General features: G+C 40.8%; 15 protein-coding genes. 11 read left to right on the plus strand and 4 right to left on the minus strand.

Translation table 11 applies throughout. The annotated features are described in order from the left end of the window. The first annotated feature begins 276 nt into the window (after positions 1-276). The 6 genes from ybgC (at position 277) to pal (ending at position 5,400) form a co-directional block, all read left to right on the plus strand. Entirely contained in the window at positions 277-684 is a 408-nt protein-coding gene (gene ybgC / locus ACZ8ZH_RS11235) for a tol-pal system-associated acyl-CoA thioesterase (protein ID WP_086208282.1), read from the plus strand. Positions 685-710: 26 nt separating this feature from the next. Continuing rightward, on the plus strand, positions 711-1,409 hold the full coding sequence (gene tolQ, locus ACZ8ZH_RS11240) for a protein TolQ (RefSeq protein ID WP_086208283.1): 699 nt from the start codon (positions 711-713) through the stop codon (positions 1,407-1,409). Beyond that, the gene (gene tolR, locus ACZ8ZH_RS11245) at positions 1,409-1,861 is read left to right on the plus strand and encodes a protein TolR (protein ID WP_086208284.1); all 453 of its coding nucleotides are present in this window, start codon (positions 1,409-1,411) and stop codon (positions 1,859-1,861) included. Before tolQ ends, tolR begins: the two co-directional genes overlap by 1 nt. Before the next feature lie 3 nt (positions 1,862-1,864). Beyond that, complete coding sequence (tolA, locus tag ACZ8ZH_RS11250; RefSeq protein WP_119063650.1) at positions 1,865-3,172, plus strand: cell envelope integrity protein TolA; 1,308 nt, start codon at positions 1,865-1,867, stop codon at positions 3,170-3,172. A 326-nt stretch (positions 3,173-3,498) separates the two neighbouring features. Next, the gene (tolB, locus tag ACZ8ZH_RS11255) at positions 3,499-4,782 is read left to right on the plus strand and encodes a Tol-Pal system beta propeller repeat protein TolB (RefSeq protein WP_162900269.1); all 1,284 of its coding nucleotides are present in this window, start codon (positions 3,499-3,501) and stop codon (positions 4,780-4,782) included. Positions 4,783-4,830: 48 nt separating this feature from the next. Then, positions 4,831-5,400 carry a peptidoglycan-associated lipoprotein Pal gene (gene pal / locus ACZ8ZH_RS11260; RefSeq protein WP_110974577.1) on the plus strand — a complete coding sequence of 190 codons (570 nt, stop codon included), beginning with the start codon at positions 4,831-4,833 and terminating at the stop codon, positions 5,398-5,400. 57 nt (positions 5,401-5,457) lie between these two features. On the opposite strand, the gene ACZ8ZH_RS11265 is transcribed toward pal, so the two are convergent. Beyond that, positions 5,458-5,658, minus strand: coding sequence for an NF038105 family protein (locus tag ACZ8ZH_RS11265; protein WP_086208288.1), 201 nt, complete (start codon positions 5,656-5,658; stop codon positions 5,458-5,460). 181 nt (positions 5,659-5,839) lie between these two features. On the opposite strand from ACZ8ZH_RS11265, the gene ACZ8ZH_RS11270 reads away from it, so the two are divergent. From ACZ8ZH_RS11270 to ACZ8ZH_RS11290, 5 genes are all read left to right on the plus strand, one after another. After that, positions 5,840-6,814, plus strand: coding sequence for a class 1 fructose-bisphosphatase (locus ACZ8ZH_RS11270; RefSeq protein WP_119063652.1), 975 nt, complete (start codon positions 5,840-5,842; stop codon positions 6,812-6,814). Positions 6,815-6,866: 52 nt separating this feature from the next. Further along, on the plus strand, positions 6,867-7,643 hold the full coding sequence (locus ACZ8ZH_RS11275; RefSeq protein ID WP_119063653.1) for a TrmH family RNA methyltransferase: 777 nt from the start codon (positions 6,867-6,869) through the stop codon (positions 7,641-7,643). A gap of 161 nt (positions 7,644-7,804) precedes the next feature. Then, positions 7,805-8,419 (plus strand): RNA polymerase sigma factor, encoded by a 615-nt coding sequence (locus ACZ8ZH_RS11280; RefSeq protein ID WP_119063654.1) that lies wholly within the window; start codon positions 7,805-7,807, stop codon positions 8,417-8,419. Next, complete coding sequence (locus tag ACZ8ZH_RS11285; RefSeq protein ID WP_004693889.1) at positions 8,416-8,733, plus strand: hypothetical protein; 318 nt, start codon at positions 8,416-8,418, stop codon at positions 8,731-8,733. Before ACZ8ZH_RS11280 ends, ACZ8ZH_RS11285 begins: the two co-directional genes overlap by 4 nt. Continuing rightward, positions 8,723-9,127 carry a DUF3106 domain-containing protein gene (locus tag ACZ8ZH_RS11290; protein ID WP_086208292.1) on the plus strand — a complete coding sequence of 135 codons (405 nt, stop codon included), beginning with the start codon at positions 8,723-8,725 and terminating at the stop codon, positions 9,125-9,127. The genes ACZ8ZH_RS11285 and ACZ8ZH_RS11290 overlap by 11 nt, the downstream gene beginning before the upstream one ends. A 76-nt stretch (positions 9,128-9,203) precedes the next feature. Here ACZ8ZH_RS11290 and ACZ8ZH_RS11295 read toward each other — a convergent pair whose 3' ends face one another. From ACZ8ZH_RS11295 to hda, 3 genes are all read right to left on the minus strand, one after another. Continuing rightward, on the minus strand, positions 9,204-11,624 hold the full coding sequence (locus ACZ8ZH_RS11295; protein ID WP_086208293.1) for a CSLREA domain-containing protein: 2,421 nt from the start codon (positions 11,622-11,624) through the stop codon (positions 9,204-9,206). Positions 11,625-11,640: 16 nt separating this feature from the next. Next, the gene (gene rbtA / locus ACZ8ZH_RS11300; protein ID WP_119063655.1) at positions 11,641-13,446 is read right to left on the minus strand and encodes a rhombotarget A; all 1,806 of its coding nucleotides are present in this window, start codon (positions 13,444-13,446) and stop codon (positions 11,641-11,643) included. A gap of 123 nt (positions 13,447-13,569) precedes the next feature. Next, entirely contained in the window at positions 13,570-14,274 is a 705-nt protein-coding gene (gene hda / locus ACZ8ZH_RS11305; protein ID WP_086208295.1) for a DnaA regulatory inactivator Hda, read from the minus strand. Between the last annotated feature and the right edge of the window lie 15 nt (positions 14,275-14,289).

The raw sequence follows: 14,289 nt of genomic DNA on the forward strand, positions 1-14,289 counted from the left end.
AGTTAAAGAATTCAAATACGTCCCCATCACCAAAAATAAAAGCTACTTTCTCAACTAGAATGTGCTTAATGCCACCTATAGTTACACAGTGAAATAGTTGTATGATCAGGAACCCTAATATTTGACACCTTGTGCCATTGGAGTGAAATCTCAAACTGCTAAACTTCGAGCCGTTACTCCACTTGACGTATCTAAATTTTAAGGCTGTATACTTGAATATAAAAGCGTCAAGGAACTTAAAATCAATTCATAAACTGAATAAAACGGAATACCCTCATGGCGAATAAATTCGAATTCAACATTCGTGTCTATATTGAAGATACCGATGCAGGTGGCATTGTTTACCACGCCAATCATATTCGCTTTATGGAACGTACTCGTACCGAATGGCTACGTGCTGCGGGTGTAGACCATTACTGGCACCAAAAAGACTATAATTTTGTAGTACACAAAATTAATGTGAAATATTCACGTCCAATTTTAATGGATGATTTAATTACTGTTACAGCAAGTGTTGTTTCGTGTAAGGCGACGTCATTTGTGTTGCAACAAAATATTTATCGTGGTGAAATCATGCTTGCATCTGGCGAAGTCGAATTGGCATGTATCAGTTCAGAAATGAAACCACGTCGCTTGCCAGATGAAATTCGTAACCTGATTCTGAAGGAATTAGGACAAGACTAAAAAAATTATTGGCACATGTAGTAACTATGGCAACTCAACTCGAATCATCTCTTCAAGTTTCAGATCTAATTTTACAAGCAAGCCCTGTCGTACAACTGATAATGCTGGCTTTACTTTTGGCCTCGCTGTTTAGCTGGTATCTGATTGCCAAGTTACACATGAGTTATAAAAAAGCACAGGCAGACGATGAGCATTTCCAAAAAATTTTTTGGTCGGGTGCTGAGCTGAATACGCTATATAACAATGCGCAACTTAACTCCAAACGTGTCGGCCTTGAAGACATTTTCTATCAAGGTTTGGGAGAGTTTTTAAAACTAAAAAAACGCAATGCTGCACCAGCACAAACCATTGAAGGTACAGAACGTATTTTACGTGTAGGGCTAAGTCGTGACCAAAGCCAACTTGAACAAGGCTTAGGTGCTTTGGCCAGCATTGGTTCTGTTGCCCCTTATGTCGGTTTATTTGGTACCGTGTGGGGCATCATGAATGCGTTCATTGGTTTAGCTGACGTAGATCAAGTCACCCTTGCAACAGTTGCACCAGGTATTGCTGAAGCACTCATTGCTACAGCGATTGGTTTATTTGCTGCTATTCCCGCAGTATTGGCATTTAACCATTACACAGGAAAAGGCGAAACGGTTTACTCCGATCGTGCTTTATTTGCAGAGGAAATGGTTGCGTTATTACAACGTCAGTCTTTGGGTGAAACTAAGGAACATGACTAATGGCAATTCAACGTTCAGGACGCTTCGAGCGCATTAAAAAACCACTAAAAAGTGAGATGAACGTCGTCCCATATATTGACGTCATGCTCGTATTATTAGTCATCTTCATGGTGACTGCACCCATGATTACCAGTGGCATCAATGTCGATCTGCCACAAGCCAATGGCAACCCTATTGAATCAAAAGATGCACCTGCAATGGTCAGCTTAGATAAAGAAGGTCGCTATTTTCTTAAATATAAAACGCATAGTTCAACTGAACCTTTGGCTTTATCTGAATTGACGTCTATTTTAAGTGAAGCACAACAACAAGCTCAGGCTGAAAACAAAACTTTAACTGTTGTTGTAGAAGGTGAACAGTCTCGCTCTTATGGCGAAGTCATGTCACTTATGAACAGTCTACAAGAAGCGGGTCTCACCCAAGTTGGATTACTCACAGAGCCATTAAAGTAATTTATGAAAGATTTTAAAAAGCCACCTTTTAAACAAAAAGCCATCGCGCTTGGATTTACCTTTGGTATCCATGTGATTGCTGTTGTTGGCTTACTTTATCTTGGTATGAGTAAACCACCTGAGCCACCGAAGCAAATCAAGACTGTTCTGATTAAACCCGAGGACTTAAAGCCTGTTACGCTTGAAGAAACAGAGTTTACTGAAACAGCACATGAAAATGTAGCCAAAGAAATCACACAAACGGCTCCCCCCACTGTAGAGCCTGCACCTGTTATTCCAACCACACCGCCTATAACACCAGTTGTGCCAAAGGTCGATACTCAAAAAGCAGCTGCGGATGCCAAAGCCGCTGAAGCGGCAGCGCGTAAAGCAGAAATGCAAAAGCAGTTAGAAGCACGTACGAAGGCTGAAGCTGAAAAACTTAAAGCACAGCAAGAGCGTGCCGAAGCCCGAGCTGCCGAACAAGCGAAAGCTGCTGAAAGAGCTAAACTGGATGCTGCCACAAAAGCCGAAGCAGATGCAAAACACCGAGCAAACTTAGAAGCATTGAAAAAAGCGGAAGCTGTACAAAAAGCGAAGCTTGAAGCACAGAAGAAAGCTGATCTCGCTAAAAAGCAGCAACAAATTACTGATGCCAATAAAGCTAAAGCTACGGCGGATGCAAAGGCCAAAGCGGATGCAGATAAAGCCAAGGCTGCCGCTGATGCAAAACGTAAAGCCGATGCGGACAAAGCAAAAGCCGCCGCTGATGCGAAGGCTAAAGCAGATGCCGATAAAGCCAAGGCAAATGCCGATGCTAAAGCTAAAGCAGATGCAGCGAAAACCAAAGCCGACGCTGATGCGAAACGTAAGGCCGATGCGGATAAAGCTAAGGCAAATGCTGATGCAAAAGCCAAAGCAGATGCAGAAAAAGCCAAGGCTGCCGCTGATGCAAAACGTAAAGCCGATGCCGAAGCAAAAGAGCGTGCAGCGGAAGAAGCACGTGCTTCATCTGCCAAACAGGCTGCCGAAGAAGCTGCACAAAAGAAAGCTGAGGCCAAACAAATTGCGTCCACGGCAAAACGAGACTTTGAAAATAAAATTAAGCGTGCATGGGATACCCCTGCCGGCTCAAGTGGGAAAACAGCGACAGCACGTGTGACGCTATCAGATAATGGTACTGTGCGGTCCGTCATTGTGAGTTCTAGCGACCCAGACATGAAAGCCAGTGTTGAAGCCGCGGTTCGTTCTGCTGCACCCTACCCTATGCCATCAGACCCAGAGGCGCGCAGACAAGCTCAAAGTTTTACTTCATCATTTACTGCAAAATAAAAATATCCCCTGAACAAAATCAGGGGATATTTATTTTGAGCACAATATGAAGTTTTTGTAGCGTTCTATGACCTAAAAGTACGTCAACTTTATACATCAAAATTATTTGATGTTTCAGCTATTCCATAACCGTTTCCGTACATCTATGACCTTGATCGGGTGATTCCTTTTCCTATTTACGCTTAAACCACTTAATTCGTACTCACTTTTCACAGTGTTATAACAGATCAATCATAATTTCATGCTTTCAATATTAGAAAATCATGCCATTATGTAGAACAATTAAATCCACAATAAAAGACGTTTGTTTGAGTAAATAACGAATGATGGAAATGACGCGTAAACACCTTGTTAGCCTAGCTATTTTAACTGCTTTTAGCCCAGTCTTAGTGACTCAAGCACATGCCCAGCTTCATTTAGAAATTGCAAAAGCACCTGAAGAAGCACCGAAAATTGCAATCGTGCCATTTAGCAATGACAGCAGTCTTTATCCTATTATTGAAACGGATTTAAATCGCTCAGGAAAATTCACCAGTTCCTCAAAAAATCTACCCGCGACAGCCAGTATGAACACACCTAATGCAGCTAACTGGCAGGCAGCTGGTGTACCGTATGTGGTGACTGGTACAGTTAAGCCTGCTGCAAATGGCGGTTTCGAAGTCCAGTACCAACTTTATGATGTCCAGAAACAACAATACCTTTTAAATGAATTATTAACCGTTCCAGCATCCCGTGTGCGCTCTGCCGCACACATGATTAGTGATGCTATCTATCAAGCACTTACAGGTATTCCTGGTGACTTTAGCGGACGGATTGCTTATGTACTACGTAATCCAGCTACGCCAGAACAACGCTACACACTTCAAATTGCCGATACCGATGGTGAGCAACCTCGGACGATCTTAACGTCACGTGATCCAATTTTATCGCCAGCTTGGACTCCAGATGCCAAGAAAATTGCCTATGTGTCATTTGAAACTAAACGCCCCGCAATTTACGTTCAAGACCTTTCTACAGGTACACGAGAAAAACTTGCCAGCTTCCGTGGTCTTAATGGTGCGCCAAGTTTCTCACCAGATGGTAAGAGCATGTTGTTTACCGCATCTATGCATGGCAACCCTGAAATCTACCAAATGAACTTAGAAACCCGTCAGTTACAACGTATGACCAATGACAGCGCGATTGATACTGAAGCGCGTTATGCTCCTGATGGCAAATCGTTTATTTTCACGTCTGACCGTGGTGGCTCTGCGCAGATTTATCGTTACGACTTCGACAGCAGTAACTATAAACGCCTAACTTTCCGTGGCGCATTCAATGCACGTGGCACACTCAGTGCCGATGGCAAAAAACTGGCACTAGTACACCGTCCAAGTGGCAGTAACTATAAAGTCGCGATTCAAGACCTAAACTCAAGTGTCACCAATATTTTAACGCCAACCAGTTTGGATGAATCACCAAGTTTTTCACCAAACGGACAAATGGTGGTCTATGCCACACGTGAAGGCTCACGTGGTTTGCTCTCGATCATGTCATTGGATGGACGCTTCCGTATGAACCTTCCAAGCGAACAAGGTGAAGTACGCGAACCCGCTTGGGCGCCTAAATAATTTTTAACTGTCTTTTTTAGTAATCATCAGTTTTCATGGAGATGAAGAATGAAATCAATCAAACTTTTAGCCCTTCCGATTTTAGCAACTGCTCTAGTTATGACTGGTTGTGCAAGTCGTAAACCAGCAGCAACAATTGAGGCGGGTCAAAACCCAAATGGTGCCACCACAGTCAACACACAAGGTCTAAGTGAAGATGCTGCATTAAATGCACAAAATCTTGCAGGTGCATCAGCAAAAGGTGTGACTGAAGCAAACAAAGCATTTTTAGCAAAACGTGTTGTTCACTTTGACTATGATAGTAGCGAACTCAGTAATGAAGACTATCAAACTTTGCAAGCACATGCTCAGTTCCTCATGGCTAATGCAAACTCTCGCGTAGCGTTAACAGGCCATACCGATGAACGCGGTACACGTGAGTACAACATGGCATTAGGCGAACGTCGTGCTAAAGCTGTTGAGAGTTTCTTAATCACTACAGGTGTAAGTCCAAACCAACTTGAAGCCGTTAGCTATGGTAAAGAAATGCCTATCAATGCCGGTCATGATGAAAATGCATGGAAAGAAAACCGTCGCGTAGAAATTAACTACGAAGCTGTACCGCCACTATTAAAATAGTAGTCGTTTCTTCAGCTATAAAAAAAGCGCTCAATTTCGTGGGCGCTTTTTTTATGACTAAACTTGTTCAGGCTTGGGATCTTGGTCAGACTCTTCAGCGTGTTGCATAGACTCAATCATGTCATGCTTATTGAACTTTTTGTACTCAGCTTTGGCTTCATAATCTTGCCATGCTTTTTTTACACTATCCGCTGAAATGTCATCTAGAGTAATCCCTTCGCTCGGCGTTGGAGTCGCATCAAATTTTTGCGTAGTCATTGTTGTGCTCCTATTTTTACCTGATGTTCCTTTCATCAACATAGCACTTTCCACGAGACTTGCAAGGGTAAAATCACAGCAAATAGTCGAGTTTAATTGTTCTTTTGCCTCGTTCTCGACTAAAATATAGCGCAAAGTTGATTTTATTATGTATTCAAGTTTTAGTGGAGCCTTCCCCCTTATGTCATATCTCAATCTGTCCCAATTCTTAGAACAACAAACGGGAAATCTTACGCCTGAATTGGCTCAAGTGATTAGCACAATTGCCAATACTTGCCAGACCATTGATCAAGCTTTGCAAAAAGGTGCCTTAGCAGGAGTTTTGGGCAGTGCACAAAATGAAAATGTGCAAGGTGAAGAACAAAAAAAATTAGATGTGATTTCAAATGACTATTTAATTGATGCTTTAAAAGTACACCCACAGGTTGGTGGTTTAGCTTCTGAAGAATTAGATGAATTCACCCCAGCTCAAGAAAATGGCAAATATTTAGTGTTATTTGACCCTCTTGATGGTTCAAGCAACATCGACATTAATATGTGCGTGGGTACTATTTTCTCAATCTTGCCTGCAAAAAATACAGTAACTCAAGCTGAAGACTTTATGCAAGCAGGCAACCAGCAAGTTGCTGCGGGTTATGTGCTCTATGGTCCATCCACCATGTTAGCGTTAACAGTCGGTGCAGGTACTGTGTTTTTCACTTTCGACCCTGAAACTCAACAATTCTTGCTCACTTCTGAAAATATTCAAGTAGCAGCAGATACCAAAGAATATGCAATTAACTCATCCAATCAACGTCACTGGGAGAATCCAGTAAAACGTTATATTGAAGAACTTCTTGCAGGTAAAACAGGTCCGCGTGAGAAAGACTTCAACATGCGTTGGGTTGCATGTATGGTGGGCGACATTCACCGTATTCTTTGCCGTAGTGGTATTTTCATGTATCCATACGACTTAAAAGATCCGACAAAAGCAGGTCGTCTTCGTCTAATGTATGAAGCAAACCCAATGAGTATGTTAATTGAACAGGCTGGCGGTGCATCTACAACGGGTCGCGTTCGTATTTTAGACATTCAACCGACTGACCTACACCAACGTGTCCCTGTGATTATTGGTTCTAAAAACGAAGTCGATTTAGTGACTGGCTACCACAACTAATTTTTTAAAATGCGCATAACCATCTAACGCGTTATGCGCACGAGTCTCCCTCATGTCAATCGTTTTTCTTGAATCAAAAGACAACCCAAAGATTAAACATCTGCGTGGTTTAATCGAACAAAGTAGTTACCGTAAAAAGCAAGGTCAAACCGTGCTTGAAGGGACACACTTAGGCTTAGCTTGGGTTGAAAAAAAGAAGAAACTCAATTCTATTTTCACCACTGAAAATGCACTCGAACACCCTGATATTTGCGATATTTTAGATGAATATGAAGGTGCTGTTTTTGTCATTGCTGAAAGCCTGTATCGAGACTTAAGCACATTGGGGACCACTTTGCCCTTCTTGGCAGTTGTAGACTTACCAAGTTCAAGCCAAAGCGTAAACTTTAGCTTAGACACCCTGATTTTGGAAAATATTCAAGATCCAGGTAATGTCGGTACACTCCTCCGCTCCGCAGCTGCTGCAGGGATTAAACAAGTGATCTGCACCAAAGGCTCAGCATCACTTTGGTCGCCACGTGTATTACGCGCTGGTATGGGAGCGCATTTCTCGCTCAACACCTATGAAAACGTTGCCATCGAAGATGTACTCGAGCGCTTTGAAATTCCAGTGTATGTCACCAGCTCACATCAAGCTGAAAGCCTGTATCAAAAAGATTTAACCCAAGCTTGTGTCTGGATCTTAGGTAACGAAGGTCAAGGTGTTTCTGATTTTGCTTTGACCCATGCCCAAGCAGTTAGCATTCCACAACCAGGTGGTCAAGAGTCTCTTAATGTGGCAATTGCAGGTTCAATTTGTTTCTTTGAAATGGTACGACAGCGACTTTAAAATCGTTAAGTTATATTAATTAAAGTCGGTTCAGCTGAAAAAATAGATTACACTAGAAAAAATAATTAGTTGTGTTGTCAACCAAACCATTATTTCCAACGTTATAGGCACATGATCGAGGAAATAATGGTGGGTATCCAATGACAGGATTTTCCATCTCTATGGATTTAGCACCCAAACAGTCTAAAGTGCAAGATTCGAGTATTCTTAAGAGTACCGCTGAGTCTCGCCTGAAAAGCTTTATGCAAGAAGTGACTGGTCGTGCATTAGTGATGATGGAAAGTGCAACACAAAACCAACATGGCATTGCCATGGATTTGGTGCAAGAAGCCTTTATTTCTCTGCATAAGTCTTATGCAGATCGTTCTACGGAAGAATGGTATCCCCTGTTCTATACCATTTTAACCAACAAATTACAGGATTGGCGTCGTAAAGAAGCACGTCGAGCACAACCCTTTTCTTTCTTCAAAAAAGTCAGTCTTGATGATGACGATCTTGAAGTCAATGATGTGGTTGATGAAAGAGCGCTAAATCCATCAGACTTTTTAAGTCAAGCTGTTACTGCTGATGAAATTCAAGAAGCCATTGCGAGCCTTCCAGTTCGTCAACAGCAAGCATTTATGTTACGTGCATGGGAAGGTTTTGATACTGCAACTACTGCACAAATCATGAATTGCTCTGAAGGCAGTGTTAAAACGCATTACCATCGTGCGATTCAAGGCTTACGCCAAGCTCTCGCACATTTGAATCCACATCTAGGAGGATCATCCGAATGAAAGATGATTTCTTAAAGCAAGTAACCTCCAAACTTGATGGACTCGCGCAGCACCACAAAAATAAACCCGTGGTCATGCAACATGTTCTTGATGATATTCAAGATCAAAAGTCCTCACGTTATGGCCTTTGGAAAATGTCTGGTTTTGCTTTAGCTGCGGCTATTGCAGGTTTCGTGGTTCTTCCAAACTCTGTAACTCTCGATGAAAAACCACACAACCAAGTAGTTTCGACTCCTAAACTTTCACCACAGATGGTTGAAGATTTAGAAATGTTATTGGTTTTAGGTGAGGACACCGTTCCACATGGCAGCTAAACGTGTCGCTTTTGCGCTTTGTACACTGGGTTTTTTACAAACCAGTTTTGCAGGTTTTGAACGTTTTTGGATTTTTTCCAAAGATGCCGATACACAAGTATCTGAAACGTGGGAATCGCTATCTGAAGAAGAACAGCGTGCGTTAATTCAACGCTACCAGTCCCTCAAAGAACTCCCAGATGCGCAAAGTGCCGCACTTCAACAACGTATGGATTGGTTCACTCAGCTACCTGAGCAAGAAAAGCAGAAAATGCGTGATACATGGCAACAGATGAGCACCCAAGAGCGACGTGATTTAGGCATTCGCATGCAAAAAGCTGATGCAAATGAACGTGTAAACATTCGTAATGAATATATTAATAAATACATCAATAACCATAACAGCACACATTAAGTTCAGTCAAAACTTATGACCTACTGCTCTCAAGTTCATAAAAAATGCCTCAATTGAGGCATTTTTTATTTTAATTCTAAATTTTACGGCGTTGTCTTAACCACACCAATGACAATAACCCTATCACCCCTAAACCACCGATCGAACCGCCTCCACCGCCACTTGATTCTTTATTGGTATTTTTAGCAGTATTTTTAAAGTAGATCATCGCAGATTTAGACTCTTCAGCCTCAGCATCATAAATTACATATTCAATCTCATAGGGGAATGGGCTGAAATTATTGCGCACTTCAACTTCAATATTACCGCCATAACATACATATTTCTCATACTCTCCAGGACACGGTCCTGTACGCTCTGGTTTAATATTGATACCTGCATCTTGACGAACAATACGAATTGCAAGATTTTCACCATTAGCATCTTGGTAAAATGCTGGTCGCTGATATTCTGAAGCCACAGTGCTAACAGGGCCATCACCGTCATCACTATCATTGGAAAGTGGGTTTATATTTAATTTTAATGTTCCACCGTAATTCAATGTGTATTCGTCTGTTTTGGCAATTGGTTGAATATTGCTAAATTCAGCTTTTAAAATTCCTGACGATGTTGCCTGTGTTGACTTACTCTGAACAGTATATTGACAATAGACATATTCAGAACTATTGGTAGGTTGACCATCTGTTCGATAAATCATGATTTGTTTTAAATCATCTTTCCATTCACAACGCAATGTTGGATCAGCCCTGAGTTTAGAAGTATCAAGGACACCGCCTGTAGCACTGAGTGTTCCAACACCCAAAACCTTAGTTTCAATAATCGCATAATTATCTGTATTGGGTTCTTTTAAAGCTGATGTTCCATCAGCAGAATTAATCACAGCTTCATCTTGAAGTATAAAAAGGAATGGATCGACATAAATCGCACGGTATTTTTGATCAGTTTTTGTCGCGGATAAAAGTGCTTTATAGCGTTGTAACTCCTCATTAAACTCAACTAGAAAGTCAGGGTTAGTATTTTTATTGGCAATTAAATCTTCTAATTCCTTAATATTATCTTCATAAGCTTGTAGACGCTCTACATGTGAGGTGTTTTTCAAATCAGTAATGTCTGCCGCCGCCAAGCGACGAAGTTCAACAGAACCAATATCGCAACTATTGGCATCTTCTGGAGCCAACATCAAGGTTCCATCAACAATACGATCTAAGCCACGCTGATCACTACTATTACAGTCTAATTTGCTGTTGGTATCTAACAAATCAATACCTCCCCCATTGACTTTCGGGAAGTACATTTGTCGAAATAAATTATACTTTGATGGTTCAGTTAATGAACTCAGTAAGCTAGACATAGCAACATTTTTAACATCAATATTGGTATCAACCGAATTACTTACAACCCTTGCACCTTCAGCGAACTCACACTGGCTTGTACTTGTATCAAAAGCGTTATAAGCAACTGTCACACCAGCATCATACTTATCCGACAAAGTCTGTGATCCTAAATAACGGCACGACTTGTATTGGTTATATGCAAGCACATTGTAATATAAAGATTTATCACCAGAATCATCATAATCCAGAACACCTGCTGCACTATTTTCCACAATGGTATTGTTTGAAAGGATAAAACTACTTTCTAGACTTAAATTATGTTCACGAGTATTGATGGCATAAATAATACTTCCGTTTGTAGGACTCGCAATGTTTTTTGCCACAGTATTATTACTCATGGCAACTTTAGGATTCCCGCAGAAGTCAAATGCACTGAGACTCGATGTCAGTCCATTCGCAATAAAACTACTCGCCCTAAATTCTAGATTAGCCTTCACATCCAAAAGACCTGCATTGCACTGCATTGCAAGAATACTACCAACATTCGCCTGATTACCCTGCAACACACTGTTATTAACAGACAGTTGATGTTCCCCTGATCCAACTAAATATAATGCCCCACCTTTCTTAGCAGATTTTGAGTTTAAAATCTGACTATTGTTGAGGGTTAATGCTCCACCAATAAGCAGAGCCCCACCTTCATCTGATGAGTAACCATTTTCTAAAACTACATTTTCAAGTGTTAGACTACTCTGTGTGATGGTGTTAAATAAACGTGATTTCCCAGCCGCATCAATTCGTGAAGTCAACTCACCTAGTGCTGGATACTTAAAACTAATTGGGCTTTTCTCACGATCTAAATATGGACTTTTTCCTAAAATCACAACCTTAGATTCAGGTATGATTTCTTTATCCAACTTATATGTACCAGCCTTTAATTGAATATAATCTGTCTGACCAGAACCTGTATTTCCAGCTGTGCAGCCCCCATAAGCCTTGTTGAGACTCGCTGTTTTAATTGCCTCACGGAGTGAGCATTGATCCATGTTCACATTATCTTCATCTTCAAATGTATTGACATAAATAGTCTTATCTTCCGCTGCAATTAGAGCCATGCTCGCGACCACCACGGCTCCTAACAGTCCTTTCTTAAAATATTTCATGTTTGGCCTTTTCTTTTTATTTTCGACGCAGCAAAATTAATGCAAACAACCCGAGTAAGCTAAGAATTCCGGTGCTTCCTCCAGAGGTTTTAATTTTGTCACTTTCCATATGATTTTGTGGTTCTTGCACAATTTGAACATTCACTTCAATGAACGGAACATGCTCATCAAAGCGTGTTGTTGTGGTCACAAGTTGCAATCTAAAAATATCTGCACCATGCCATGATCCATTTGGCGTATAGGTGATATTCCCTTGCTCATCAATAACAACTTTGCCCTTGGAAACAGTTTGAGTCTGCTGTACACGCATACAACCCGGTTGCCATTCTTCACCATTAGGCGCTTTGACTGAGTTGAACAAGGTCGCACATTCAGTTTTAGACAATAAATCACTATCCCCTAGCAAATCTGCAACTGAAAGCTTAGCAACTTGGCCAGAGATTAAATCCTGACCAATCAGACTAATGCTGGTAGGGACTTCAATTTCAATTGCGCCTCGGTCACAGAAAGTATTATTACTATTCCTGTTTACGCCTCGTTGATCAGAGCTTTCACAACCAATCAGAGTATCGGTTGAGTTCACAACTACTTTACCTTTATTCACAATTGGTGAATCTAGCCAATGCATTTGACTCATTAAGATACGTGGGCGTATATAACCTAAAAATTTATGATTAGGTACCTTATACGGACACAGTAAGCTATCCCCATCTTCAGACATCGTCTTACAATCGCCAACAACATCATTGCCAGCAATCAGAGGACCCGACCAAAACTCATTGGGATAATAATTTACACCACTTCCACAATCCTCTTGTGTAACAAGATTATTCTGAAGCACGGCTTTAGCAACATTTCCAGCACAGTTTTCTGCAATTGTATTTTCAATGTTGCCAAGTACAATACTATTCGCCAAATAAGCCATGTTTGCAGCGACATCAAAGTAAATACCTTTACTATTGCCAACGACAGTTAAATTGTTCAAAGCCATACCATCACGTACATTGACGACATAGCCCGTATTTTTGACAAAGGTACTACTGACAAGACGTGATGTTAATGTCAATAAGGTAGAATCTTCGTTAACAGTCGCATTATTTAAAGAATAAATATTGGCACTTGTACTGTTTGTTGTTTTATTTTCTTTGAAAACAGAATTAGATATGCGAAAAGAAGGTGCGCCACCATATAATATTGCCCCTTGTAGCGCTTGGTTCTTCTCGACCAGACTCGAGCGAATCTCTACTATGCTTCGACTTATCCCATCAGCTAACAAGGTTGCAACATTATAAATAGCACCGCCTTGCTCAGCAAAACCACCTGTTAATTTGACATATTCTAGACTTAAATATTCATTATTATAAATTAGCCCGCCCTGCCCAATACCACACTCCTGTTCACAGCCTTGTAAACTTACTTCTTTTAAATTCACACGAATTAAAGCGCTTTGATCATTATCAACTCGTAAAATATTATCTTGTCCATTCATTTTTAAAATGGCATTACTTACACCCTGAACAATTTCATCTCCAACAGAACTATCGTATGTAGTTCTCAGCGTCATATCTTTTTTTATACTTAAGTGATTGTTTAGTAAATATGTTTTATTTTTTTCAAGCAAAATTATTGAAATAGCATCTTTACCACCACAACCATAATATCCAGCTTCTGGCATGTCTTGATTAATATATTCGATAGCTTCGCGAAGTGAACATTCCGTGTCATTTTTGACAATATCTGCAGTGGTCGTGACCTTAATATTGTCTGAGTAGGCATGACTCGCCATGAATAGCGTAGCTACACCTATGCTCTTCTTGAGCATAACGATCTCCTTGCTTTTTATTTTATCTTTTCTTTTTATTCTTAGGTTGCATAATCCCTGCAACACCTAACAATTTTCCGTACTCTGTCACAGCTCGAACAATTTCTCAAGTAATATTATGATTTACCGATATTCGTCAATCAACGCATAAATCTGTCTTAAGTTTGCATTACTTAATTTGGTTTTCTCTCCCTTCAATAACTGAATCAACTGTTCCAAGCTTTGTAATAATATCGAGGTTTGATGCGGACCATGTGCAAGTAAATAATCAATAATTTGTTGATCCATATGAATCCCACGACGTGAAAGAACTGACATCACCAGTGTCGATCGGTCAGCATACAAACTACCATTTGGGACTTTCACACTCACCGCTTGGGTTAAACGTGACTGCAAATCAGGTAACTCAAGTTTTAACTCAATGGGAGCAACCCGGGAAGAGAACACCAACTGTCCACCTTCTTCATTGTTATAGTTGATTAGATGGAAAACTGCTTTTTGCCAATGTGGTACTCCACTAATGGCTTCAATATCATCTAAAGCGACCAGATCAAAACGTTCTAAAGAGGTAATTGCTTCAGTCGGAGCATCAAGCAACTCAAGCAATGAAACTTGAATTGCTGTTTTTCCAATTTCCAGATAGGAATCGCAAATTGCTGAGAGCAAATGACTTTTCCCTGAACCTGCACCACCATAGACATAGAAACGATTCATTAAACCCGCATGTAACTGACGAATTGCATCTATAACATGCCCCCACCCTGGCCCAGAAAAATCACTGATCCGAGCATCGAGTTGAGGTTCAATATCTAATTGCAATTGACGCATAGGGGGGTATTTGTC

The organism is Acinetobacter sp. SW-226, assembly GCF_055632855.1.